The sequence below is a fragment of the Neisseria sp. Marseille-Q2251 genome, assembly GCF_940793045.1.
In the GTDB taxonomy this organism is placed as follows: domain Bacteria; phylum Pseudomonadota; class Gammaproteobacteria; order Burkholderiales; family Neisseriaceae; genus Neisseria.
Genome location: NZ_CALNWV010000013.1, coordinates 1 through 23563 on the forward strand (window position 1 = coordinate 1; position 23563 = coordinate 23563).

The following is a 23563-nucleotide window of genomic DNA, read 5'->3' on the forward strand; positions in this document are numbered from 1 at the left end:
CTCGATCGGCTGCCAATCAATCACCTGATCCAACTTCAATAGTGGGAAGCGGTCGATGTGTTTGGCAATCATGGCTTGTGCGGTTTGCCGGAAGAAGGTGCTCATGGAAAATCCCCTAAATGTCTTGGTGGGAATTTAGGGGATTTTGGGGAATTTTGCAAAGGTCTCATTCTATAGTGGATTAACTTTAAACCAGTACGGCGTTGCCTCGCCTTGCCGTACTATCTGTACTGTCTGCGGCTTCGTCGCCTTGTCCTGATTTAAAGTTAATCCACTATAAATTTGTGAAAACCATCCCATCCAAAACAAACCGGCCTGCCTGCAAAACAAAGCTTGTTTTACAGGCAGACCGGTTATTTACCGCGTCAATTAAGCAGCAATTTTTTCGCATTCTTTGATGCAGGCAAGGCAAGACTCATAACATTGTTTGCATTCTGCGTGGTGGCTTGCGTGTTGTTTGCACGCTGCGGCACATTGTTTGCACGCTTCGACGCAGACTTTTGCCAAAGAAGGGGTCAGCGGAGAGTTTTGGGCGGCAAGGTTTTGCAGCGCGCCGCACAAAGCCAGCATTTGGTTGACGCCTGTTGCGCAGTCTTTCATAGAAGTATCGCCTTGGCTCAGCAGTCGGATGCAGTGTGCCAAGCAGATTTGACCTGCTTCAACGCAGTGGACAGCCGCTTTTCTGGCTGCTTCATAGGTTTTGGACGCAGCAGCAGGAGCAGCGTGGGAATGGCCTTTATGGCTATGATTTCCGTGAGCGCGGGCGAATGAGGTGGCGGCTGCCAAAGAAACGGCTGTACCACCCAAGAATTGACGACGGTTCATACTGTATTTCCTTATATAATCATTGATATGCAGTTAAACATAACGAATCGCCAAAATCGAAGACAGTGGCTTTCTGCGCATCATTGATGTCGTCTGAAATCAGCCGCTTATTCGGGTTTTGAGCGATTACACTACACTTACCGGCGCAATCGTATCATTCAGCCGTTCGGCAGACAATAGGTCGAAAGTTGATAAATAATCAATGAAGTTATTTTATTTCTTGTGTTGTTTACGCAGCTGGAGGTCGGCTTTATTCAAATTTGCTCTGGCAAATCATTAAACTTCATTATTTTGCGAAAGTCTGGTTTATCTGATTTTGAAGCGGTGGAAATCAAGCAGTAAAAGGGGTAAACGAAGATTTAATATTGGCTCCAGAGGCAGCTTTTTATATAAATTTATGATTGCGGCACTTTAAAATGCTTTGAACGCTACCACTTATCCCTAAACGGCGACGTAGGCATATTTTTATGCCCAAGCCAATAATTTGCTGATAGAATCAGAATTCTTTTTGTTTCCACACACTTTTTTCAGGAGCAAACGCCATGCGAAACGACGTTTACGACTATCCTCTTGCAGGACAAGTTTCCCAAAACATTGTCTTGCAAAAAACTTACCGCCTGCTGGGTTTGTCTTTCATTCCCGCTATTGCCGGCGCATTCGCCAGCAGCGCTTTGAACCTAAACCTGTACGCTATGTTCGGCGCACGCTGGATGGGTTTTGTAGCTGTATTGGCATTCTTCTACGGTATGATTTTCCTTATCGAGAAAAACCGTTACAGCAATACAGGCGTTGTCTTGTTGATGATTTTTACCTTCGGCATGGGCGTGTTGATCAGCCCGCTGCTGCAATATGCGCTTGCTATTCGTAATGGTACTCAAATCGTAGGTGTAGCCGCAGCCATGACCGCCGGTGTATTCTTTACGATGGCAGCGATGGCACGCCGCACAACGATGAACATGAACTCGCTCGGTCGATTCTTGGCAATCGGCGGTGTGGTTCTGATGGTTGCTGTGGTTGCTAACTTCATGCTGCAAATTCCGGCGCTGAGCCTGGCTATTTCCGGCGCGTTCGTTGTGTTCAGTTCGCTGGTCATTATGTGGCAGGTGCGTACCGTGATTGACGGTGGCGAAGACAGCCATATCAGCGCGGCTCTGACTATTTTCATCTCTATTTACAATATTTTCAGCAGCCTGTTGCGCATCTTGTTGGCATTCACCAACGACGATTAATGGCTTGGGTTCTGATATCGAGGTCGTCTGAAATCTGAAAAGGTTTCAGACGACCTTTTTTATAGTGGATTAACTTTAAACCAGTACGGCGTTGCCTCGCCTTGCCGTACTATCTGTACTGTCTGCGGCTTCGTCGCCTTGTCCTGATTTAAAGTTAATCCACTATATATGCTTAGGTTTTTGTGTGGATTCGTTTTGAATCAGGTGGGGATAATGCGGCGGGTGGTTAGGGCGTATGGGTATAAAGCTGATTTGCTTGGTGACGGGTGGGGGCATTCAACATTGCTGAGAGGCAAACTTGATGGGCTGTATTTGAGAAAGTCAAAGGTTGTGCTGGAGCCTTGGTGTTTTAGAAAAGAGTATCCATCAAACTTGTGCGACGTAATGTTGTATTGGTTGAAGTTAGCTTGTTGAAGGCGCATCATCGAGTTTTGCTCTGGTAAAAAAAACGCGGTTTCTGTTGATGAGAAGCGTTTCATCATAAACGGTGTCGTTTTCAGACGACCTTTTCAGGACTTTTGTGACCAAGATACCAAGATAAAAAAACGTCGTCTGAAATTTTCAGACGACGTTGTGTTGCTGGCAATCTATCAATATTTATTGATGTTGCTGTGGATATTGTATTGGTTGTGTTCCGTATCGTGGGAATCTTGCGGCTCGTTGCGGACGTGCGGTTTGTCGTCAGACATATTGTCCAGGTCGCGGCCGGGTTCGGATACGGTGTCGCCGATGTTGATGCTGGTCAGGTTTTCCAAAATGATGGCGGACGAGAGATGTTCGCCGGTGCGGTATACCATGGCCAATGCGGTTTCTTCGGCAGGGATGGAAACATATTTAACGATGTTCTTACGGCCTTTTTTGCCTTCTTCCAAATCGACTTTCACTTGGCGGTCGCGTTTGTAAATGCTCAAGACCGTGCCTTTGTCCAAGCCGTCGGCGGAACCTTTGTTCAGGGTAACGGTTTGGAATTGTCCGGCTTCGTGTACGCCGTCGAGGATGGAGATGACTTTACCGTCGATGTGTTGCGTCGGCGCGTGCGGCATGATTTGGAAAGGCTCGGTTTCGCCGTCCATTTTCAGCAGGAAATCGCCTTTGCGGATTTCGGAAACGGCTTCTTCCACAATCATAGGCTGCGCGGTTTGGGTCGGCACTTTCGCCAGCGGGTGCAGGCGGGTGTAGTATTCGCCGTCTTTCAGGTATTTGCGGTCTTCGTCGGAAGCGGAGTCCAGCGCGCTGTTGGTGTAGGGCAGGGTGCTGACGATGCCGCTGAAGACGACTTCTTGTCCGAGGTATTTGCGGGTATCGGGATCGGTCAGGTCTTTGACGGCGCGGTAAACCAGATAGCGGCCGGGTTCGGTAACTCCGTAGGCGTACACGCGTTCGCCTTTGCTGTACATGATGCGGTTGTCAGGGCCGTCGATCAGGCGCGGTGCGTCTTGGGTCTTCATTTGGTCGATGAACTGCGGATGTTGCATGAACATGCGGTAGAAGTTCACGTTGACGGTTTGGATGCCGTAGCCTGAAGAGGTTTCGCGGACGCGCGGGCTGAGTTTGATGACCGGAATGCCGTCATTGCCTGCGGAGCCGTTTTCGAAGCCCAGTTGCGGGCGGCCGTTGACGTAGCGCAAAACCAACACCTGCCCCGGATAAATCAGATGCGGATTGCGGATTTCGCCGCGGTTTGCGCCCCAAAGGCGGTTCCACTGCCACGGGCTGTACAGATATTTGCCGGAGATGCCCCAGAGTGTGTCGCCGTTTTTCACGACGTAGCGTTGCGGCGCATCGGGGCGCACTTTTAATGAAGCTGCTTGAGCGTGGGCGGAAATTGCCATGCCCGCGACACAAAGCAGGGTTATAATACGTTGTTGCATAACCGTTCCCCTTGAAATTGATTCGGTTTGTCTTTAAATGATAAACGGAGAAAATGAAATGGCCGGGAGTTTGCAAAAACCGCCGTCCCCCTTTAAAAAACGTCAATAGGCGTTTCGTGCGCATTGAACAGAAATTCATTGACGCATATTTTATCATTGAATGTTAGTGTCATCACGGGAATTGTGAAGACACGCGCAAAATTTGTATGAAAACACACACAATCTGCTGCCGGACGCGTTTGAATGCGCGTCCCAAGTATTGAAAAACGAAGAGAAAATTATGGCTTTACTGAATATCCTGCAATATCCCGACGAGCGTCTGCACACCGTGGCGAAGCCTGTCGAGCAAGTCGATGAGCGCATCCAAAAGCTGGTTGCCGATATGTTTGAAACCATGTACGAAGCGCGCGGCATCGGGCTGGCAGCGACGCAGGTCGATGTGCATGAGCGCGTCGTCGTAATGGATTTGACCGAAGACCGCAGCGAGCCGCGCGTGTTCATCAACCCCGTCATTGTTGAGAAAGACGGCGAAACCACTTATGAAGAAGGCTGCCTGTCTGTGCCGGGCATTTACGACACCGTTACCCGCGCCGAGCGCGTCAAGGTCGAGGCTTTGAACGAAAAAGGCGAGAAATTCACGCTGGAGGCGGACGGGCTGTTGGCGATTTGCGTGCAGCACGAGTTGGATCACCTGATGGGCATCGTTTTTGTCGAACGCCTGTCGCAGCTTAAGCAGGGTCGGATTAAGACCAAACTGAAAAAACGTCAGAAACACACCATCTAAAAAGCCGAATGATACGGTCGAACAGGTCGTCTGAAAGAGGAAAACGGCAGCAAGCCGTTGTTTTTCAAACTTTCAGACGACCTGTCGCAATGTTTGCCGTTGCGCTATATAGGTTATCTGAAACCCATTTCCAAGGAGTTTCCCATGAAAGTCATCTTTGCCGGTACGCCCGATTTTGCCGCTGCCGCCTTAAAAGCCATTGCCGCCGCCGGTTTTGAAATCCCGCTGGTGTTGACCCAGCCCGACCGCCCCAAAGGGCGCGGGATGCAGCTTGCTCCGTCTCCTGTGAAGCAGGCCGCGTTGGAATTGGGTTTGCGCGTGGCGCAGCCTGAAAAACTGCGCAACAACGCCGAAGCCCTGCAAATGCTCAAAGAGGTCGAGGCCGACGTAATGGTCGTTGCCGCCTACGGACTGATTCTGCCGCAAGACGTGTTAGATACGCCGAAACACGGCTGCCTCAACATCCACGCCTCGCTGCTGCCCCGTTGGCGTGGTGCGGCGCCGATTCAGCGCGCGATTGAAGCGGGCGATGCCGAGACGGGCGTGTGCATCATGCAGATGGACATCGGTTTGGACACCGGCGATGTGGTCAGCGAACACCGTTACGCCATTCAACCGACTGATACCGCCAACGAAGTACACGACGCGCTGATGAATCTCGGTGCGGAAGCGATTGTTGCTGATTTGCAACAATTAAAGGCGGAGGGTCGTCTGAAAAGCGTCAAACAGCCCGAAGAAGGTGTGACTTATGCACAAAAATTAAGCAAAGAAGAAGCGCGTGTCGATTGGAACGAAAGCGCGGCAGTGATTGAACGCAAAATCCGCGCCTTCAACCCCGTTCCCGCTGCGTGGGTCGAGTATCAGGGCAAACCGATGAAAATCTGGCGGGCGGAAGTAGTAGCGCAACAAGGCAGGGCGGGCGAAGTGTTGTCTTGCTCGGCTGACGGCTTGGTTGTCGCCTGTGGCGAGAATGCGCTGAAGATTACCGAATTGCAGCCTTCGGGCAGCAAACGGATGCCGATTGCGGCGTTTGCGGCAGGGCATAAGATTGAGGTTGGGACGGTTTTGTAGAAGCCGTTTGCAGACTGATTAATTTTCAGACGACCTTTCTTCGGATAGCTCAGAGGTCGTCTGAAAATATCGGCAGGGAAACGTTTGGTTTTGTTGAACTGACGACAAGATTCCCCACGTTTAGGAGCAGATCATGGCAGTGTTTGAAGTAGTCGAAGGCGATATTACGAAACTTGAAGTCGATGCCATCGTGAACGCCGCCAATTCCTCGTTGTTGGGCGGCGGCGGAGTGGACGGCGCGATTCACCGCGCGGCGGGGCGGGAATTGCTGGAAGAGTGCAGGCAGTTGAACGGCTGCCGCACGGGCGAAGCGAAAATCACCCAAGGCTATCGGCTGCCGGCGAAATTTGTGATTCACACCGTCGGGCCGGTTTGGTTCGGCGGACATCGCAGCGAAGCGGTCAAGCTGGCGGAAGCGTATCAAAATTCCCTACTGTTGGCGCAAGAACACGGCATCCGCAGTATCGCCTTCCCCTGTATCAGCACGGGCGTGTACCGTTTCCCCGCCGACTTGGCTGCCGAGACCGCTTTGACGATTTTGAAAAAAAACTTGCCGCAGTGTCCGTCTGTCGAAAAAATCGTTTTCTGTTGCTATTCGCCGCAGGATGCCGAACGCTATCGGACATTGTTGGAACGGGACGGAGAGGTCGTCTGAAAGTCCCGAATCAGGCAAAACGGCAGATAAAATGTTTTCAGACGACCTTAGGCAAGCTTGGGGTCGTCTGAAAACAGAAAAGCCGGACAGGCAGTCCGGCTTCCTATAAGAATCCATTAACCAAGAATCCATTAATCGTCGCAGTGGTTGTCGGTGTCCACTTTGATGACGCGGCCGCTTTGTGAGGAAACGTCCACATCGTATTCGGTGCAGCCTCTGCGGATTTCGATTTCCCAGCGTCCGTCGCTGTGGTCGATGTCGGTAACGCGGCCGCCGCCGACGCGTTTCTTGGCGATTTTGACGGCTTGCGCTTGGGAGATGGCGCGGGAATGTTTGTGCGGTGCCGCTGCGGCGGTCAGACTGCCGGAAACGAGTGCGGCGGAAACGGCAAGCAGGGAAAGGAAGCGTAAATTCATGATGAATCCTTATGTGTGTTGAAAAGAACGGACTATATGGATATTGTCATGAGCGGGCAATCGGATTAACACAATTTGAATCTTGCCCCGAACACCGCCCGAACCGCTTGTGCGGCGTTTACATTTTTAACGAACAAATCGAACCGAAGCAGTCATTTAAGGAATTGAATTTATGAGTATGTCCCTCGCCCAAAAACTCGCCGCCGACAGCATTGCGGCGGTCGCCGAAGGGCGCAACCTTCAGGATGTGTTGGCGCAAATCCGCGCAGCGCATCCCGAGCTGACGGCGCAGGAAAAAGGCGCGTTGCAGGATATTGCCTACGGCTGCCAGCGTTATTTGGGCAGTTTGAAACATATGCTCGCGCAGATGCTGAAAAAGCCGATTGACAATCCGCAGCTCGAAAGCCTGCTTTTGGCGGCGATGTACCAACTGCATTACACGCGCAACGCGCCTCATGCGGTGGTCAACGAGGCAGTCGAGAGCATTGCGAAAATCGGGCGCGGGCAGTTCCGCTCGTTTGCCAACGCGATTTTGCGGCGTTTTTTGCGCGAGCGTCAGAAGCTGGAGGCTTCGTGCAAAAAAGACGATGTGGCGAAACACAACCTGCCGCTGTGGTGGGTGGCATACCTGAAAAACCATTATCCGAAACACTGGCACAACATCACCACCGCGCTGCAATCGCATCCGCCGATGACGCTGCGGGTCAACCGCCGCCACGGCAATGCCGAATCGTATTTGGAAAAGCTGGCGGCAGAAGGTATTGCGGCTAAGGCGTTGGACGAATATGCGGTTACGCTGGACGAGGCGGTTCCCGTCAGCCGACTGCCCAGTTTTGCCGAAGGGCTGGTGTCGGTGCAGGATTTCGGCGCGCAGCAGGCGGCGTATCTGTTAAACCCTAAAGACGGCGAACGGATTTTGGATGCGTGCGCCGCGCCGGGGGGAAAGACGGGGCATATGTTGGAACTGGCGGATTGTCATGTGACCGCTTTAGATATAGACGAGGGTCGTCTGAAAAGAGTGAAGGACAATATTGACCGTTTGGGGTTTCAGACGACCGCTCTGACTTGCGCCGATGCGCAGGACTTGGCGGCGTGGTATGATGGAAAGCCTTTCGACGCCATCCTTGCCGACGTGCCGTGTACCGCTTCGGGTGTGGCGCGGCGCAATCCCGACGTAAAATGGCTGCGCCGTCCGACCGATGCCACCAAAACCGCCCGTCAGCAGGAGGCATTGCTGGACGCGCTTTGGCAAACCCTGACGAAAAACGGCAGAATGCTGCTTGCCACCTGCTCGGTGTTTGTCGAAGAAAACGACGTTCAGTTGCAAAAATTCCTCAACCGCCACGCCGATGCCGAGCTGATCGAATCGCGTGTGCTTTTACCGAACAAACATCAAGATGGCTTTTATTACGCGCTTATCAAAAAGCAGTAAACGGCTGTTTGGAACGCTGTTGCTCGCCCTGTCGCTGAATGCGGCGGCGGAGGGCATCAGCGTGACCCGCTCCGAGGCGAAGCTGACCGAAACCGGACAGCTTTCCGTCAGCAGCCGTTTCCGCACCGATTTGCCCGACCAGCTCAAACAGGCGCTCCGGCAGGGCGTGCCGTTGAATTTCACTTTGAGCTGGCAGCTTTCTGCGCCTTCCATGCCGTCTTACCGCTTCAAGTTTGACCAGTTGCTCAACAGCGACAACACCATCCACTACAAACTTTCCTTCCATCCGCTGACCAACCGCTACCGCATAACCGTCGGCACGTTTTCCACCGAATACGACACGCTTGAGACCGCCTTGCGCGGCGTAGGGGCGGTCGCCAACTGGAAAGTGCTGTCCAAAGGTGCGTTAAGCGGCGTTGCAGCGAAAGACACGCAAGCCGAAATCCGCCTGCTGCTTTCAACAGCAAAGCTGCCCAAACCCTTCCAAATCAACGCATTGACTTCTAAAAACTGGCACTTGGATTCCGGCTGGAAGTCTCTGACCATCTCTCAGGAGTAAACCATGCGCCGCTTTCTCCTGATTGCCGTGTTGGCGGCGGTGGGACTGCTCTACGGACTGACCATAGCAACGGGCAGTACCAGCCCGCTGGCGGAATATTTCTGGTGGATTATTGCCCTGTGTGCGCTGCTGATGCTGGTGTTGGCATCGGTTTTGACGCGCTACGTCCTGCTCCTCATGCGCGACAAAAGCAAGGGCGTGTTCGGCTCGCAGATTGCGCGGCGGCTGTCGGGGATGTTTACGCTGGTGGCGGTATTGCCGGGCGTGTTCCTGTTCGGCATTTCCGCGCAGTTCATCAACGGCACGATTAATTCGTGGTTCGGCAACGATACCCACGAAGCCCTCGAACGCAGCCTGAACTTGAGTAAATCCGCGCTGAATCTGGCGGTGGACAACGCTGTTAGCAACGCCACGCCGGTGCAAATCGACCTGATCAGCACCGCGTCTGTGGACGGCGATTTGGGCAAGGCGCTGAAAAATGCCGCCAAATCGGGCGGCTTTACCCAGCTTTCGCTCTACGACGTCAAAACCCGTAAAACCGAGAAAAGTGTCAATCCGCTGAAACTAAACCAGCCCGAACTCGACAAAGAAGGATGGGATACTCTGGAGCAGACCGGCTCGATACGCAGTTTGGAAAACATAGAAAATGTCTTGTACGCGCAAGGCTGGATGCTCATCGGCGCGCACAACGGACGCGATTACGCCTTGTTTTTCCGCCAGCCCATCCCGCAGGATGTGGCGCAGGACGCTACGCTGATTGAAGCGGCGCGGGCGAAATACGCCGAATTGAGTTACACCAAACAAGGCCTGCAAACCTTCTTCTTGGCGACTTTGCTGGTTGCCGCGCTGTTGGCGATTTTCCTTGCCTTGGTGATGGCTCTGTATTTCGCCCGCCGCTTCGTCGAGCCGGTGTTGTCGTTGGCAGAAGGTGCAAGGGCGGTGGCACAGGGCGATTTCAGCCAGAAACGCCCCGTGTTCCGCAACGACGAATTCGGCAGGTTGACCCAGTTGTTCAACCACATGACCGAACAGCTTGCCATCGCCAAAGAAGCCGACGAACACAACCGCCTGCGCGAAGAAGCGGCGCGCCACTATCTCGAATGCGTGTTGGAAAGTTTGACCACGGGCGTGATTACTTTGGATGCCGAAGGTCGTCTGAAAACTTTCAACAAAGCCGCCGAACGGATTTTGGGCATTGAATTGGTGCCGCTGTGGGGCAGCAACTGGCATGACTGGCGCGGACAATCGCCGCAGCAGACCCTGCTTGCCGAAGTGTTTGCCGCGATTGAAGAAACCGCCAATGCCGCCAAACCCGTCCAAGTCGAATACGCCGCCCCCGACGATGCACGCATTCTCTTGGGTAAAGCCACCATCCTGCCCGACGACAACGACAACGGCGTGGTGATGGTGATTGACGATATTACCGTCCTTATCCGCGCGCAGAAAGAAGCCGCATGGGGCGAAGTGGCGAAGCGGTTGGCACACGAAATCCGCAATCCGCTCACGCCTATCCAACTTTCCGCCGAGAGATTGGCATGGAAATTGCATGACAAATTGGACGAACAACACGCCCAAATACTCAGCCGTTCGACCGACACCATCGTCAAGCAGGTGGCGGCATTGAAAGAAATGGTCGAAGCCTTCCGCAATTACGCCCGCGCCCCGTCGCTGAATTTTGAAAAACACGATTTGAACCGCTTGGTTGAAGAAGTGTTGCTGCTGTACGAAGGCGGGGCGTGCCGCTTCGTTTCGGACTTGTCCGATAAGCCGCAGCCGATTTCCGCCGATACCACCGCCATGCGGCAGGTATTGCACAATATCTTTAAAAACGCGGCGGAAGCGGCGGAAGAGGCGGAAGCCCCTCAAGTGAATGTCAGCGTCGGCGAAGATAACGACGGACAGGTTTTACTGACCGTGTGTAACAACGGCAAAGGTTTCAGCAAGGAAATGCTGCATAATGCCTTCGAGCCGTATGTAACCGACAAACCGACAGGTACGGGACTGGGATTGCCCGTTGTGAAGAAAATCATCGAAGAGCACGGCGGCCGCATCAGCCTGAGCAATCAGAACGAAGGCGGCGCGTGTGTGAAAATAGCCTTACCCCGATTGGTAGAAACTTATGCGTAGCAGTGATATTTTAATTGTAGATGACGAAGTAGGTATCCGCGACTTGCTCTCGGAAATCCTCCAAGACGAAGGTTATTCCGTGGCTTTGGCGGAGAACGCCGAAGAGGCGCGCCAACTGCGCCACCAGACCCGTCCCGCCATGGTGTTGTTGGACATCTGGATGCCCGACTGCGACGGGATTACCCTGCTCAAAGAGTGGGCGAAAAATGGGCAGCTCAACATGCCCGTGGTGATGATGAGCGGACACGCCAGCATCGATACCGCCGTCGAAGCCACCAAAATCGGCGCGCTCGATTTTCTGGAAAAACCGATTGCCCTGCAAAAGCTGCTCTCTACCGTCGACCGCGCCCTCAAACACGGCGAAATGCAGATGGCGGCGGGCTTGTCCTTCGACAAACTCGGCAACAGCCCCGCCATTCAGGAATTCAAACAGCAGCTTGAGCCTGCCGTGAAAAAAAGCGGCCCCGTGCTGCTCAGCGGCGAAACCGGTTCGCCGTTTGAAATCGTTGCCCGCTATTTCCACAAAAGCGGCACGCCTTGGGTCGGACTCAGCCGCGTCGAACTCATTGCCGACGCGCCTTTAGAGCTGCTGCAAAAAGCATCGGGCGGCACGCTCTATCTCGGTGATGCAGCGCAGTACAGCAAAAACATCCAAAACGGCATCAGTTTCATCCTCGGTAAGGCAGACCGTTACAACGTACGCGTTATCGTCGCCGGCAGCCACGCCGCCGATGAAAGCCCGGCTGATGCCATCGCCGATGCCAAGTTGTCCGAACTGCTTTCCGGCAATGTTATCAGCATCCCACCTTTGCGCAGCCAATCCGAAGACATCGCTTTCTTGGTTAACCAAGTCATGACCGAATTGGCGGACAGCGAAAAAATCCAGCCCGTCAAATTCAGCAACGGCTCGTTGACCGTCCTCTGCCAATACAATTGGCCGGGCAATTTCGACCAGCTCCGCAGCGTCGTGAAAAACCTGATGCTGGAGGCGGACGGACAGGAAGTCCACGAGCAGGCGGTCGTTGCCGCATTGGGACAAAAACGGGCAACGGTCGCCACCGAAATCGTCGGCGGTTTCAACTTCAATATGCCTTTGCGCGAACTGCGTGAAGAGCTGGAACGCCGCTATTTCGAATACCACATCGCCCAAGAAGGGCAAAACATGAGCCGCGTCGCCCAAAAAGTCGGCTTGGAGCGTACGCACCTCTACCGTAAACTCAAACAATTAGGCATCAGCGTTTCCCGCCGCAGCGCAGCGGAAAAAGCAGAAGAGTAGGGCGGTAGTAGGACAAAAGGTCGTCTGAAAGCATACGGTACGCCGCGGTATGTTTTCAGACGACCTTGTTTGCCATTAATTTATTCGTTTTTGCTGTATCCAACCCACTGATGCAAATTCGGTTCATTTATAGTGGATTAAATTTAAATCAGGACAAGGCGACGAAACCGCAAACAGTACAAATAGTACGGCAAGGCGAGGCAACGCCGTACTGGTTTAAATTTAATCCATTATATTGAATGCGCCATTTCCGTGCAGGGTGAGAAGGAATCACGGCTGCGTGCGACAATCATTTGAATAACAGATATTTCTACCGTATCGTGTAGAATATAAAAATATTACAAAAGTTACTAACGGGCTGCCGGCTGTTTGGCAGCATCCGCATGACGGTGAGCAGACACGAAACCGGAATCAGATGCGGGAACGCTGTATCGGCTTAAAGCTTGCCGGCTTTATCTTTAAATACTGACATTTATTTGTTTTCAGACGACCTCCCGAACAAAGGTCGTCTGAAAACAACAAGGGGACACAATTGATGACGGAAAACGACCGCCTTGCCTGGCTGCAACTGGCGTTTATGCCTTATGTCGGCGCGGAGGGCTTCTTGCTCCTGCTGCAACGTTTCGGCAGCGCGAAAGCCGCGCTGGACGCTCCGGCGGAGCAAATCGCCGCGGTGGTGCGCCACAAGCAGGCAGTCGAATCTTGGCGCAACGCTGAAAAACAGGCGTTGGCGCAAAAGGCTGCGGAAGCGGCGTTGCAATGGGAAACGCAGGACGGCTGCCGTTTGTTGCTGCTGCAAGATGAGGATTTTCCTGAAATGCTGACGCAGGGCATTACCGCGCCGCCGGTTTTGTTTTTGCGCGGCAACGTGCAACTGCTGCACAAACCTTCCGCCGCCATTGTCGGCAGCCGCCATGCCACGCCGCAGGCGATGCGGATTGCCAAAGATTTTGGCAGGGCGTTGAGCGAAAAGGATATTCCCGTCGTGTCGGGCATGGCTTCGGGTATCGACACCGCCGCCCATCAAGGCGCGTTGCAGGCGGGCGGCGGCACCATCGCCGTCTGGGGAACGGGCATAGACCGCATTTACCCGCCCTCCAATAAAAACCTTGCCTATGAAATCGCCGAAAAAGGGTTGATCGTCAGCGAGTTTCCTTTGGATACGCGGCCTTTTGCGGGCAACTTCCCGCGCCGAAACCGCCTGATCGCCGCGTTGTCGCAGGTTACCCTGGTGGTTGAAGCCGCGTTGGAATCCGGTTCGCTGATTACCGCCAAGCTGGCGGCGGAGATGGGGCGGGAGGTGATGGCGGTGCCCGGTTCGATAGACAATCCGCACAGCAAAGGCTGCCACAAGCTGATTAAAGACGGCGCGAAATTGGTGGAATGTTTGGACGACATCCTTCACGAATGTCCGGGGCTATTGCAAAATGCGGCAGTTCCATCATATTCTATAAATAAGGTAAACAAAAAAACGGAAAAACGCACTGCCGTCGGAGAGACGTCGTCTGAACCTGTTTTGCCGTTTTCAGACGACCTTGATGTCCGAAAACAGCCGGCCCCAGCCAATACGGTTGCCGCGCCGACAGCGGAAGACGAACTGCTGAACGCCATGGGTTACGACCCCGTGCATCCCGATATATTGGCGCAGCAAACCGCATGGGCGGCGGCAGACGTTTACGCCCGACTGCTGGAATACGAACTCGACGGCATCGTCGCCGCCTTGCCGGGCGGACGCTATCAGCGCATAAAAGCATAATCGATTCATTCATTAAGGAACCAGCATGACAGAAGTCATCGCCTATCTCATCGAACACTTCCAAGATTTTGACAACTGCCCGCCGCCGGAGGATTTGGGCCGCCTGTTGGAAGATGCAGGTTTTGACGTAACGGAAATCGGCAATACACTGATGATGATGGAAGTGTTGTTCAACACGTCCGAATTTGCCGCTGCGCCGTTCGACAGCCATGCCCTGCGCGTGTATTGCAACGAGGAAGTGGAAAACCTGCCGCAGGAAGTCATGGGGCTGATGCAGTATCTGGTTGCCGAACGCGCCATCACTTACGAGCAGCGCGAAATCGTCATCCACGCCCTGATGCACATCCCGCCCGAAGAAATCACGCTCGATACGGCGAAAGTGCTGGTGTTGCTCTTATTGTGGGCGCACAAAAGCGAATTGCCCGTCTTAATCGGCGACGACCTGATGGGCGCGCTCAACGGCAAAGCGACCATGCATTAAACCTTTTCAGACGACCTTTTGACGCAGCTTGTTCAGAAAGGTCGTCTGAAACGCATCATCCAATACATTAAAAGAGAACAAACAATGGCGAAAAACCTCTTAATCGTCGAATCACCGTCCAAAGCCAAAACCCTGAAAAAATATCTTGGCGGCGATTTCGAAATTCTGGCCTCCTACGGCCACGTCCGCGACCTCGTCCCCAAAAATGGTGCCGTCGATCCCGAACACGACTTCGCCATGAAATACGAGCTGATCAAACGCAACGCCAAACACGTCGATGCGATTGTTGCCGGAGCCAAAGAAGCCGAAAACATCTACCTCGCAACCGACCCGGATAGGGAAGGCGAAGCGATTTCCTGGCATCTTTTTGAAATCCTCAAATCCAAACGCGGCCTGAAAAACATCAAGCCGCAACGTGTCGTGTTCCACGAAATCACCAAAAACGCAGTCCTCGACGCCGTCGCCAACCCGCGCGAAATCGAAATGGACTTGGTCGATGCGCAACAAGCCCGCCGCGCGCTGGACTATCTGGTCGGTTTCAACCTCTCGCCGTTGTTGTGGAAAAAAATCCGCCGCGGTTTGAGCGCAGGCCGTGTGCAAAGCCCCGCCCTGCGCCTGATTTGCGAACGCGAAAACGAAATCCGCGCGTTTGAAGCGCAGGAATATTGGACAGTGCATCTCGACAGCCACAAAGGCCGCAGCAAGTTCACCGCCAAACTCGCCCAATACAACGGCGCGAAACTCGAACAATTCGACCTGCCGAACGAAGCCGCGCAAGCCGACGTGTTGAAAGAACTCGAAGGCAAAGAGGCGGTCGTTACCGCCATCGAAAAGAAAAAGCGCAGCCGCAATCCAGCCGCGCCGTTCACCACATCCACCATGCAGCAGGACGCCGTGCGCAAACTCGGCTTCACAACCGACCGCACCATGCGTACCGCCCAGCAGCTTTACGAAGGTATAGACGTAGGGCAAGGCGCCATCGGTCTGATTACCTATATGCGTACCGACAGCGTGAATTTGGCAGATGAAGCATTAACCGAAATCCGCCATTACATCGAAAACAAAATCGGCAAAGAATATCTGCCGAGTGCTGCCAAACAATACAAAACCAAATCCAAAAACGCCCAAGAAGCGCACGAAGCGATCCGTCCGACTTCCGTGTACCGCACGCCCGAAAGCGTCAACCCCTTCCTGAGCGCAGACCAGTTCAAACTCTATCAAATGATTTGGCAACGCACCGTCGCCTGTCAGATGACGCCCGCCAAATTTGACCAAACCACCGTCGATATTACCGTCGGCAAAGGCGTATTCCGCGTAACCGGACAAGTGCAAACCTTCGCAGGCTTCCTCAGCGTTTACGAAGAAAGCAGCGACGATGAAGAAGGCGAAGACAGCAAAAAACTGCCCGAAATGAGCGAAGGCGACAAACTACCCGTGGACAAACTCTACGGCGAACAACACTTCACCACCCCGCCGCCGCGCTACAACGAAGCCACGCTGGTTAAAGCCCTTGAAGAATACGGCATCGGCCGCCCCTCGACCTACGCCAGCATCATCTCCACGCTCAAAGACCGCGAATACGTTACCCTTGAGCAAAAACGCTTCATGCCCACCGACACAGGCGACATCGTTAACAAATTCCTGACCGAACACTTCGCCCAATACGTCGACTACCACTTCACCGCCAAACTCGAAGACCAGCTCGACGAAATCGCCGACGGCAAACGCCGCTGGATTCCCGTGATGGACAAATTCTGGAAACCGTTCATCAAACAAGTGGAAGAAAAAGAAGGCATCGAACGCGCCAAATTCACCACGCAGGAACTCGATGAAACCTGCCCGAAATGCGGCGAACACAAACTGCAAATCAAGTTCGGCAAAATGGGCCGCTTCGTCGCCTGCGCCGGCTATCCCGAGTGCAGTTACACGCGCAACGTCAATGAAACCGCCGAAGAAGCCGCCGAGCGCATCGCCAAAGCCGAAGCCGAGCAAGCCGAACTCGACGGGCGCGAGTGCCCCAAATGCGGCGGACGGCTGGTGTACAAATACAGCCGCACCGGCAGCAAATTTATCGGCTGCGCCAACTACCCCAAATGCAAACACGTCGAGCCGTTGGAAAAACCGAAAGATACCGGCGTCCAATGCCCGCAATGCAAAAAAGGCAACCTCGTCGAGCGCAAATCCCGCTACGGCAAACTGTTTTACAGTTGCAGCACCTATCCCGACTGCAACTACGCCACTTGGAATCCGCCCGTAGCCGAAACCTGTCCAAAATGCGCATGGCCGGTTTTGACCATCAAAACCACCAAACGCTGGGGCGTCGAAAAAGTCTGCCCGCAAAAAGAATGCGGCTGGAAAGAACAGATTGAACCGCCTGCACCGAAAGAGTGATGAAGGTAGGTTGGTTTAGAAGAAAAAAGGTCGTCTGAAAAATTTTCAGACGACCTTTTCAGTCTTATTAAGAAAGGACTCAACGTCTCGCAAAAACCAATGTAGCAAGAAAGAACAAACTGACAATCAAAGCAACGGTTTTGCCAATCAAAGGCAGACAAAAGACGAACCAAATTAGACCGCGCCCCAAGTTCGGTATCAATCCTAAGTGGCGGTAATATTCATCAAAAAAATGAGCGTGGGCGGTGAAGGCAATCACACCACTGATATAAACACCCAAAATAATTTTCCAAAGCGGCATTGTCAGCCATCCATATTTTCATTAAGTATTATGGCAAATAGACTGAAAAAGCGGTGGGAAAGTTCTAATGGCAAACGTAAGCGACCTTTTTATTTGAGAAAATATTTTATAATTTATAAAATTTTGTAAGTTTACCATCATAAAAAATAAATTTTTGCGATGGTCGATTTGTTTTCATGCTGCCTTAAATGAAAAAACGCTGCGGTATAATGGCTGCTTTGTCATTCTTTAAAGGTCGTCTGAAACTGTAAGACGATTCGTTTTCCCAATCATGAACAAACACAGCAAACATTCAAATCAAGTCCGCATCATCGGCGGACAATGCAGGGGAAGGAAACTGGTTTTTGCAGATGCGGACGGTCTGCGTCCGACACCTGATAGTGTCCGCGAAAAACTTTTCAATTGGCTCGGTCAGGATTTGACCGGTATGAACGTGTTGGACCTGTTTGCAGGAAGCGGTGCGCTAGGATTTGAAGCCGCGTCCCGTAACGCGAAAAGGGTAGTGCTGGCAGACAATAACCGTAAAACTGCCGATATGCTGTGGCAAAACGCCAGAGTATTGGGTTTGGATAAGCTAGAAATCCTCAATACCGATGGCCTTGCGTATTTGCAGAGGTCGTCTGAAAAGTTTGATGTGGTCTTTTTGGATCCGCCATTTGCGTGGCAGGGCTGGGAAAATTTGTTTGCTTCTTTGAAAAATAGCTTGAAAAACGGGGCAATGGTCTATATTGAAGCAGGGGAGCTGCCCGATTTTCCCGAGTGGTTGGAGCCTTATCGCGAAGGGCGGGCGGGTAAGAGTGGTTTTGTGCTCTTGCAGTTTGTCCAAGTGGCTGAATAGTAAGAGATTTGAGAATCATTACCAGGGTGTAAACATTCGCCTAAACAGATTGTTTTTGACGCGTTTGTGCTATAATCCGCGCCCAATCGGTTTTGATAATTTAAATGAAAAAGGAAAAGAAATGTCGCTCTTTATTACAGATGAGTGCATTAACTGTGACGTTTGCGAGCCGGAGTGCCCCAATGACGCCATCTCGCAAGGTGAAGAAATCTACGAAATTAATCCTAATTTGTGTACGCAATGTGTAGGCCACTACGATGAGCCGCAATGTCAACAGGTATGTCCGGTGGACTGCATCCTGATTGATGAAGAGCATCCGGAAACGCACGAAGAGCTGATGGCAAAATACGAAAAAATCATTCAGTTCAAATAAATTCTTTTTTAAAGCAATAAATTGAGTGATTTTTAAAAAACAAAATTAAAAAAGAGCTTGACGAAAATCTGAGGCACGAATAAACTTGCGTTCTCTTTTGGTGGGATTCCCGAGCGGTCAAAGGGGGCAGACTGTAAATCTGTTGCGAGAGCTTCGAAGGTTCGAATCCTTCTCCCACCACCAAATTCCAATGTGTTGGAGCATTGATGCAGTAAGTCTGCGGGTGTAGCTCAATGGTAGAGCAGAAGCCTTCCAAGCTTACGGTGAGGGTTCGATTCCCTTCACCCGCTCCAATAGTCTATTGGCCCATGTAGCTCAGGGGTAGAGCACTCCCTTGGTAAGGGAGAGGCCGGCAGTTCAAATCTGCCCATGGGCACCAAATACCATTTTCTCAGTATTTTAAAGATAGGAAATTTGCCATGGCAAAGGAAAAATTTGAACGTAGCAAACCGCACGTAAACGTTGGCACCATCGGTCACGTTGACCATGGTAAAACCACCCTGACTGCTGCTTTGACTACTATTTTGGCTAAAAAATTCGGTGGTGCTGCAAAAGCTTACGACCAAATCGACAACGCTCCCGAAGAAAAAGCCCGCGGTATTACCATTAATACCTCACACGTAGAATACGAAACCGAAACCCGCCACTACGCACACGTAGACTGCCCGGGACACGCCGACTACGTTAAAAACATGATTACCGGTGCCGCACAAATGGACGGCGCAATCTTGGTATGTTCCGCTGCCGACGGTCCTATGCCGCAAACCCGCGAACACATCCTGTTGGCCCGCCAAGTAGGCGTACCTTACATCATCGTGTTCATGAATAAATGCGACATGGTTGACGATGCCGAACTGCTGGAACTGGTTGAAATGGAAATCCGTGACTTGCTGTCAAGCTACGACTTCCCAGGCGACGACTGCCCGATCGTACAAGGTTCTGCACTGAAAGCCTTGGAAGGCGACGCCGCTTACGAAGAAAAAATCTTCGAACTGGCTGCCGCATTGGACAGCTACATCCCGACTCCAGAGCGTGCCGTGGACAAACCGTTCCTGTTGCCTATCGAAGACGTATTCTCCATCTCCGGTCGCGGTACAGTAGTAACCGGCCGTGTAGAGCGCGGTGTCATCCACGTTGGTGACGAGATCGAAATCGTAGGTCTGAAAGAAACCCAAAAAACCACTTGTACCGGTGTTGAAATGTTCCGCAAACTGCTGGACGAAGGTCAAGCCGGTGACAACGTAGGCGTATTGCTGCGCGGTACCAAACGTGAAGAAGTGGAACGCGGTCAAGTATTGGCTAAACCGGGTACCATCACTCCGCACACCAAATTCAAAGCAGAAGTGTACGTATTGAGCAAAGAAGAGGGTGGTCGTCATACTCCGTTCTTCGCCAACTACCGTCCTCAATTCTACTTCCGTACTACCGACGTAACCGGCGCGGTTACTTTGGAAGAAGGTGTAGAAATGGTTATGCCTGGTGAGAACGTAGCCATCACTGTAGAACTGATTGCACCTATCGCTATGGAAGAAGGTCTGCGCTTTGCGATTCGCGAAGGTGGCCGTACCGTAGGTGCAGGTGTGGTTTCTTCTATCATCGCTTAAGTTTAGAGGCCAATAGCTCAATTGGTAGAGTATCGGTCTCCAAAACCGAGGGTTGGGGGTTCGAGACCCTCTTGGCCTGCCAAATAAAAAATTAACCGGCCCTGTGCCGGTTAATTTTTTTGCATTTCTTTTTTAGTAATCAATTTAAACCATTGCATGAGTGAGATAGTGCGACTTTGATGCTGTGGTGAGTGAGTAAAGATGACTGAACATACATCTGAACATAAAGCAGAAAAGTCGGGTCAGCTTGTAACATCCGGCAATCATTCTACGCCGCCTAAGCGAGAAGGGCTGCTTTCCTATTTTAAAAACTCATGGTCTGAGTTTAAAAAAGTTGTTTGGCCTACGCGGGATGATGCAGTTAAGATGACGATCTTCGTCGTTATATTTGTAGCAATCTTGGCGGTATTTATTTACGCGACAGACAGTGCTATTTCTTGGCTGTTTTTTGATGTGTTGTTGAAGAGGGGGTAAAAATGTCAAAACGTTGGTATGTTGTGCAGGCTTATTCCGGCTTTGAGAAAAATGTCCAGAAGACCCTAAAAGAGCGTATCGCTCGCGAAGGCATGGAAGGTTATTTCGGTCAGATTCTTGTTCCGGTTGAAGAAGTGGTCGATATTAAAAATGGTCGCAAAACCATTAGCGAGCGTAAGTTCTATCCTGGCTATGTTTTGGTCGAAATGGAAATGACCGATGATTCATGGCATTTGGTGAAAAGTACCCCTCGAGTTTCAGGTTTTATTGGTGGTACGGCAAATAAGCCTACTCCGATTTCTCAAAGAGAGGCTGATGCAATCTTGCAACAGGTTCGTTCTGGGGTTGAGAAGCCTAAACCTAAAGTTGAATTTGAAGTGGGGCAGCAAGTTCGTGTAAACGAAGGACCTTTTGCTGACTTCAACGGTATTGTAGATGAAGTGAATTATGAGCGTAATAAATTGAGGGTTTCAGTTCAGATTTTTGGTCGTGAAACCCCGGTTGAGCTGGAGTTTGGTCAAGTAGAAAAGATTTAAGTTTTTAAATCCCTTGAAAAAAAATCTCTAAGTAAATATAATACTAAATTCTTTTTTGGGAAGCGGAAATGGTTCCGCGCTATACCCGTTTTTAGGAGTCCTATAAGTGGCAAAGAAAATTATCGGCTACATCAAACTGCAAATTCCTGCAGGTAAAGCCAATCCATCTCCCCCAGTTGGTCCTGCTTTGGGTCAACGTGGTTTGAATATTATGGAATTCTGTAAGGCATTTAATGCTGCAACTCAAGGCATGGAGCCTGGTTTGCCGATTCCAGTTGTAATTACTGCATTTGCGGATAAGTCATTCACTTTTGTGATGAAAACTCCTCCGGCCTCTATTCTGTTGAAAAAAGCCGCCGGTTTGCAAAAAGGTAGTTCTAATCCTCTGACAAACAAAGTGGGTAAATTGACCCGTGCTCAGTTGGAAGAAATTGCCAAAACTAAAGAACCTGATTTGACTGCTGCTGATTTGGATGCCGCTGTTCGCACTATTGCTGGTTCTGCTCGCTCAATGGGTTTAGATGTGGAGGGTGTTGTATAATGGCTAAAGTATCTAAACGCTTGAAAGCTTTGCGCTCTTCTATTGAAGCCAATAAATTATATGCAATTGATGAAGCAATTGCTTTGGTAAAAAAAGCAGCGACTGCTAAATTTGACGAGTCTGTTGACGTATCTTTCAACTTGGGTGTTGATCCGCGTAAATCTGACCAAGTTATCCGTGGTTCAGTTGTTCTGCCTAAAGGTACTGGTAAAACAACCCGCGTGGCAGTATTTACTCAAGGTGCAAATGCTGAAGCAGCTAGAGAAGCTGGTGCTGATGTTGTCGGCTTTGAAGATTTGGCTGCTGAAATCAAAGCAGGTAATCTGAACTTTGACGTCGTTATTGCTTCTCCTGATGCAATGCGCATCGTTGGTCAGTTGGGTACTATCTTGGGTCCGCGTGGTTTGATGCCGAACCCTAAAGTGGGTACTGTTACTCCTAATGTGGCTGAAGCAGTTAAAAATGCAAAAGCAGGTCAAGTGCAATATCGTACAGATAAAGCTGGTATCGTTCATGCAACTATCGGTCGTGCTTCATTTGCTGAGGCTGATTTGAAAGAGAACTTTGATGCGTTGCTGGACGCTATCGTTAAAGCCAAGCCCGCTGCTGCTAAAGGTCAGTACCTGAAAAAAGTTGCTGTATCCAGCACTATGGGTTTAGGTGTTCGCGTTGATACATCAAGCGTGAATAACTAATCTAAGAAATTTTCAAGCAACTCTATTTTTGAGTTGCTTGAATTTGGGCTACTTAGAATTAAGTAGATGTCCAAGACCGTAGGGATCGCAAGATTTAATCGTAACTGCCCTACGCAGACGGTAGTCCTGAAACACATTGCAAGATTGCTTGTAAGATGTCTTTTTAGGTTACCGCGCTGGTGGGATATCATTCCGATATCCTGTTTATAAACAGTGGGAGGTAGACCTTGAGTCTCAATATTGAAACCAAGAAAGTAGCCGTAGAGGAAATCAGCGCAGCAATTGCTAACGCTCAAACTCTCGTGGTTGCTGAATATCGCGGTATCAGTGTTTCCAGTATGACTGAGCTTCGCGCTAATGCGCGTAAAGAAGGCGTTTACTTGCGCGTTCTGAAAAACACATTGGCTCGTCGTGCAGTAGAGGGTACTTCATTCGCAGCTTTGGCTGATCAAATGGTTGGTCCATTGGTTTATGCTGCTTCTGAAGATGCTGTTGCTGCTGCTAAAGTGCTGCACCAATTCGCGAAAAAAGATGACAAGATTGTAGTTAAAGCCGGTTCTTACAATGGTGAAGTAATGAATGCTGCTCAGGTTGCTGAGTTGGCTTCTATTCCGAGCCGCGAAGAGCTGTTGTCCAAACTGTTGTTCGTTATGCAAGCTCCTGTATCAGGCTTTGCGCGCGGTTTGGCTGCTTTGGCAGAGAAAAAAGCAGGCGAAGAAGCCGCTTAATCAATTTTGTTTCTGTTAATCAATTATTTTTAATACAATATTTGGAGTATAAATAGCATGGCTATTACTAAAGAAGACATTTTGGAAGCAGTTGGTTCTTTGACCGTAATGGAATTGAACGACTTGGTTAAAGCTTTTGAAGAAAAATTCGGCGTTTCCGCTGCTGCTGTTGCAGTTGCAGGTCCTGCTGGTGCTGGTGCTGCTGCCGCTGAAGAAAAAACTGAATTTGACGTAGTATTGGCTTCTGCCGGTGACCAAAAAGTTGGCGTGATTAAAGTAGTCCGCGCAATTACCGGTCTGGGTCTGAAAGAAGCTAAAGACATCGTTGATGGTGCACCTAAAACTCTTAAAGAAGGTGTTTCTAAAGCTGAAGCTGAAGACATCCAAAAACAATTGGAAGAAGCCGGCGCTAAAGTCGAAATCAAATAATTTGATGCTTCCTGTGAAGGCTGGCAGTTTTCTGCCAGCCTTATTTTGCTTGTTGTTATTAGGTTAATCGGTTATTTACATTTATTTGCAATTTATTCGCAAGTTAAGTTTAAATAAATGTAAATAACACACAAACAATTGGCGTTATTTCAGACGACCTCTTTCTTTAAA

The 23563-nt window shown here is 50.9% G+C and carries 24 protein-coding genes, 4 tRNA genes and 4 pseudogenes; 26 read left to right on the plus strand and 6 right to left on the minus strand.

Translation table 11 applies throughout. The features are described from left to right. Together AAG834_RS06480 and AAG834_RS06485 are read right to left on the minus strand one after the other, a co-directional pair. Positions 1-105 (minus strand): annotated as a pseudogene (locus AAG834_RS06480) (IS5/IS1182 family transposase); the annotation flags it as partial. A 264-nt stretch (positions 106-369) separates the two neighbouring features. Next, positions 370-825, minus strand: a complete 456-nt coding sequence (locus tag AAG834_RS06485; RefSeq protein WP_342031630.1) for a four-helix bundle copper-binding protein — start codon at positions 823-825, stop codon at positions 370-372. Positions 826-1367: 542 nt separating this feature from the next. Between AAG834_RS06485 and AAG834_RS06490 the strand changes: the two genes are divergently transcribed. Continuing rightward, positions 1368-2054, plus strand: a complete 687-nt coding sequence (locus AAG834_RS06490) for a Bax inhibitor-1 family protein (protein WP_342031631.1) — start codon at positions 1368-1370, stop codon at positions 2052-2054. Between the two features lie 200 nt (positions 2055-2254). Here AAG834_RS06490 and AAG834_RS06500 read toward each other — a convergent pair whose 3' ends face one another. Beyond that, on the minus strand, positions 2255-2536 hold the full coding sequence (locus AAG834_RS06500; protein ID WP_342031632.1) for a hypothetical protein: 282 nt from the start codon (positions 2534-2536) through the stop codon (positions 2255-2257). A gap of 108 nt (positions 2537-2644) precedes the next feature. Next, on the minus strand, positions 2645-3925 hold the full coding sequence (locus AAG834_RS06505; protein WP_009312686.1) for a LysM peptidoglycan-binding domain-containing protein: 1281 nt from the start codon (positions 3923-3925) through the stop codon (positions 2645-2647). 280 nt (positions 3926-4205) lie between these two features. Between AAG834_RS06505 and def the strand changes: the two genes are divergently transcribed. The 3 genes from def to AAG834_RS06520 all read left to right on the plus strand — a co-directional run bounded on the left by def (position 4206) and on the right by AAG834_RS06520 (position 6435). Further along, positions 4206-4709 carry a peptide deformylase gene (gene def / locus AAG834_RS06510; RefSeq protein ID WP_029609881.1) on the plus strand — a complete coding sequence of 168 codons (504 nt, stop codon included), beginning with the start codon at positions 4206-4208 and terminating at the stop codon, positions 4707-4709. A gap of 144 nt (positions 4710-4853) precedes the next feature. Next, complete coding sequence (fmt, locus tag AAG834_RS06515; RefSeq protein ID WP_070655272.1) at positions 4854-5780, plus strand: methionyl-tRNA formyltransferase; 927 nt, start codon at positions 4854-4856, stop codon at positions 5778-5780. Positions 5781-5913: 133 nt separating this feature from the next. Further along, positions 5914-6435, plus strand: coding sequence for an O-acetyl-ADP-ribose deacetylase (locus AAG834_RS06520; RefSeq protein ID WP_342031633.1), 522 nt, complete (start codon positions 5914-5916; stop codon positions 6433-6435). A 131-nt stretch (positions 6436-6566) separates the two neighbouring features. On the opposite strand, the gene AAG834_RS06525 is transcribed toward AAG834_RS06520, so the two are convergent. After that, on the minus strand, positions 6567-6851 hold the full coding sequence (locus AAG834_RS06525; protein WP_019271681.1) for a PepSY domain-containing protein: 285 nt from the start codon (positions 6849-6851) through the stop codon (positions 6567-6569). Between the two features lie 172 nt (positions 6852-7023). On the opposite strand from AAG834_RS06525, the gene rsmB reads away from it, so the two are divergent. From rsmB to topA, 9 genes and pseudogenes are all read left to right on the plus strand, one after another. Continuing rightward, a complete protein-coding gene (rsmB, locus tag AAG834_RS06530) occupies positions 7024-8283 on the plus strand; it encodes a 16S rRNA (cytosine(967)-C(5))-methyltransferase RsmB (RefSeq protein WP_342031634.1) in 1260 nt (419 codons plus the stop codon). Further along, entirely contained in the window at positions 8249-8842 is a 594-nt protein-coding gene (locus AAG834_RS06535; RefSeq protein WP_003742625.1) for a DUF4390 domain-containing protein, read from the plus strand. The genes rsmB and AAG834_RS06535 overlap by 35 nt, the downstream gene beginning before the upstream one ends. Before the next feature lie 3 nt (positions 8843-8845). After that, positions 8846-10969, plus strand: a complete 2124-nt coding sequence (locus AAG834_RS06540; protein ID WP_342031635.1) for a sensor histidine kinase — start codon at positions 8846-8848, stop codon at positions 10967-10969. After that, positions 10962-12245 (plus strand): sigma-54-dependent transcriptional regulator, encoded by a 1284-nt coding sequence (locus AAG834_RS06545; RefSeq protein WP_003763191.1) that lies wholly within the window; start codon positions 10962-10964, stop codon positions 12243-12245. The genes AAG834_RS06540 and AAG834_RS06545 overlap by 8 nt, the downstream gene beginning before the upstream one ends. A 128-nt stretch (positions 12246-12373) precedes the next feature. Next, positions 12374-12481: pseudogene (locus tag AAG834_RS06550) on the plus strand (IS5/IS1182 family transposase); the annotation flags it as partial. A 299-nt stretch (positions 12482-12780) separates the two neighbouring features. After that, a pseudogene (gene dprA / locus AAG834_RS06555) lies at positions 12781-13704 on the plus strand (DNA-processing protein DprA); the annotation flags it as partial. A 141-nt stretch (positions 13705-13845) separates the two neighbouring features. Next, positions 13846-14001, plus strand: a pseudogene (locus AAG834_RS13815) (DprA-like winged helix domain-containing protein); the annotation flags it as partial. A gap of 25 nt (positions 14002-14026) precedes the next feature. Further along, positions 14027-14482, plus strand: a complete 456-nt coding sequence (locus tag AAG834_RS06560; RefSeq protein WP_003742632.1) for a DUF494 family protein — start codon at positions 14027-14029, stop codon at positions 14480-14482. An 84-nt stretch (positions 14483-14566) separates the two neighbouring features. Continuing rightward, the gene (topA, locus tag AAG834_RS06565) at positions 14567-16873 is read left to right on the plus strand and encodes a type I DNA topoisomerase (RefSeq protein WP_342031654.1); all 2307 of its coding nucleotides are present in this window, start codon (positions 14567-14569) and stop codon (positions 16871-16873) included. A gap of 79 nt (positions 16874-16952) precedes the next feature. Here the strand turns inward: topA and AAG834_RS06570 are convergent, their stop codons facing one another. Beyond that, positions 16953-17174, minus strand: a complete 222-nt coding sequence (locus tag AAG834_RS06570; protein WP_083299336.1) for a hypothetical protein — start codon at positions 17172-17174, stop codon at positions 16953-16955. A gap of 271 nt (positions 17175-17445) precedes the next feature. Between AAG834_RS06570 and rsmD the strand changes: the two genes are divergently transcribed. From rsmD to rplL, 13 genes are all read left to right on the plus strand, one after another. After that, positions 17446-18012, plus strand: a complete 567-nt coding sequence (gene rsmD, locus AAG834_RS06575; protein WP_342031637.1) for a 16S rRNA (guanine(966)-N(2))-methyltransferase RsmD — start codon at positions 17446-17448, stop codon at positions 18010-18012. A gap of 121 nt (positions 18013-18133) precedes the next feature. Next, complete coding sequence (locus tag AAG834_RS06580; protein ID WP_003679513.1) at positions 18134-18385, plus strand: YfhL family 4Fe-4S dicluster ferredoxin; 252 nt, start codon at positions 18134-18136, stop codon at positions 18383-18385. Between the two features lie 99 nt (positions 18386-18484). Further along, positions 18485-18568: transfer RNA gene (locus tag AAG834_RS06585), tRNA-Tyr, on the plus strand. Between the two features lie 36 nt (positions 18569-18604). Further along, positions 18605-18678, plus strand: a tRNA-Gly gene (locus AAG834_RS06590). Between the two features lie 11 nt (positions 18679-18689). Further along, positions 18690-18764: transfer RNA gene (locus AAG834_RS06595), tRNA-Thr, on the plus strand. Between the two features lie 40 nt (positions 18765-18804). Continuing rightward, a complete protein-coding gene (tuf, locus tag AAG834_RS06600) occupies positions 18805-19989 on the plus strand; it encodes an elongation factor Tu (protein WP_003742643.1) in 1185 nt (394 codons plus the stop codon). A gap of 6 nt (positions 19990-19995) precedes the next feature. Next, positions 19996-20071, plus strand: a tRNA-Trp gene (locus AAG834_RS06605). Positions 20072-20190: 119 nt separating this feature from the next. Continuing rightward, positions 20191-20463, plus strand: coding sequence for a preprotein translocase subunit SecE (secE, locus tag AAG834_RS06610; protein WP_342031638.1), 273 nt, complete (start codon positions 20191-20193; stop codon positions 20461-20463). Positions 20464-20465: 2 nt separating this feature from the next. Further along, on the plus strand, positions 20466-20999 hold the full coding sequence (gene nusG, locus AAG834_RS06615; RefSeq protein WP_003760509.1) for a transcription termination/antitermination protein NusG: 534 nt from the start codon (positions 20466-20468) through the stop codon (positions 20997-20999). Positions 21000-21105: 106 nt separating this feature from the next. Continuing rightward, on the plus strand, positions 21106-21540 hold the full coding sequence (gene rplK, locus AAG834_RS06620; protein ID WP_002220151.1) for a 50S ribosomal protein L11: 435 nt from the start codon (positions 21106-21108) through the stop codon (positions 21538-21540). Next, positions 21540-22235, plus strand: a complete 696-nt coding sequence (gene rplA / locus AAG834_RS06625) for a 50S ribosomal protein L1 (protein ID WP_342031639.1) — start codon at positions 21540-21542, stop codon at positions 22233-22235. Before rplK ends, rplA begins: the two co-directional genes overlap by 1 nt. A gap of 227 nt (positions 22236-22462) precedes the next feature. Then, positions 22463-22963 (plus strand): 50S ribosomal protein L10, encoded by a 501-nt coding sequence (rplJ, locus tag AAG834_RS06630; RefSeq protein ID WP_003760504.1) that lies wholly within the window; start codon positions 22463-22465, stop codon positions 22961-22963. Between the two features lie 57 nt (positions 22964-23020). Next, the gene (gene rplL, locus AAG834_RS06635) at positions 23021-23392 is read left to right on the plus strand and encodes a 50S ribosomal protein L7/L12 (protein WP_003677916.1); all 372 of its coding nucleotides are present in this window, start codon (positions 23021-23023) and stop codon (positions 23390-23392) included. Positions 23393-23563: the final 171 nt, after the last annotated feature.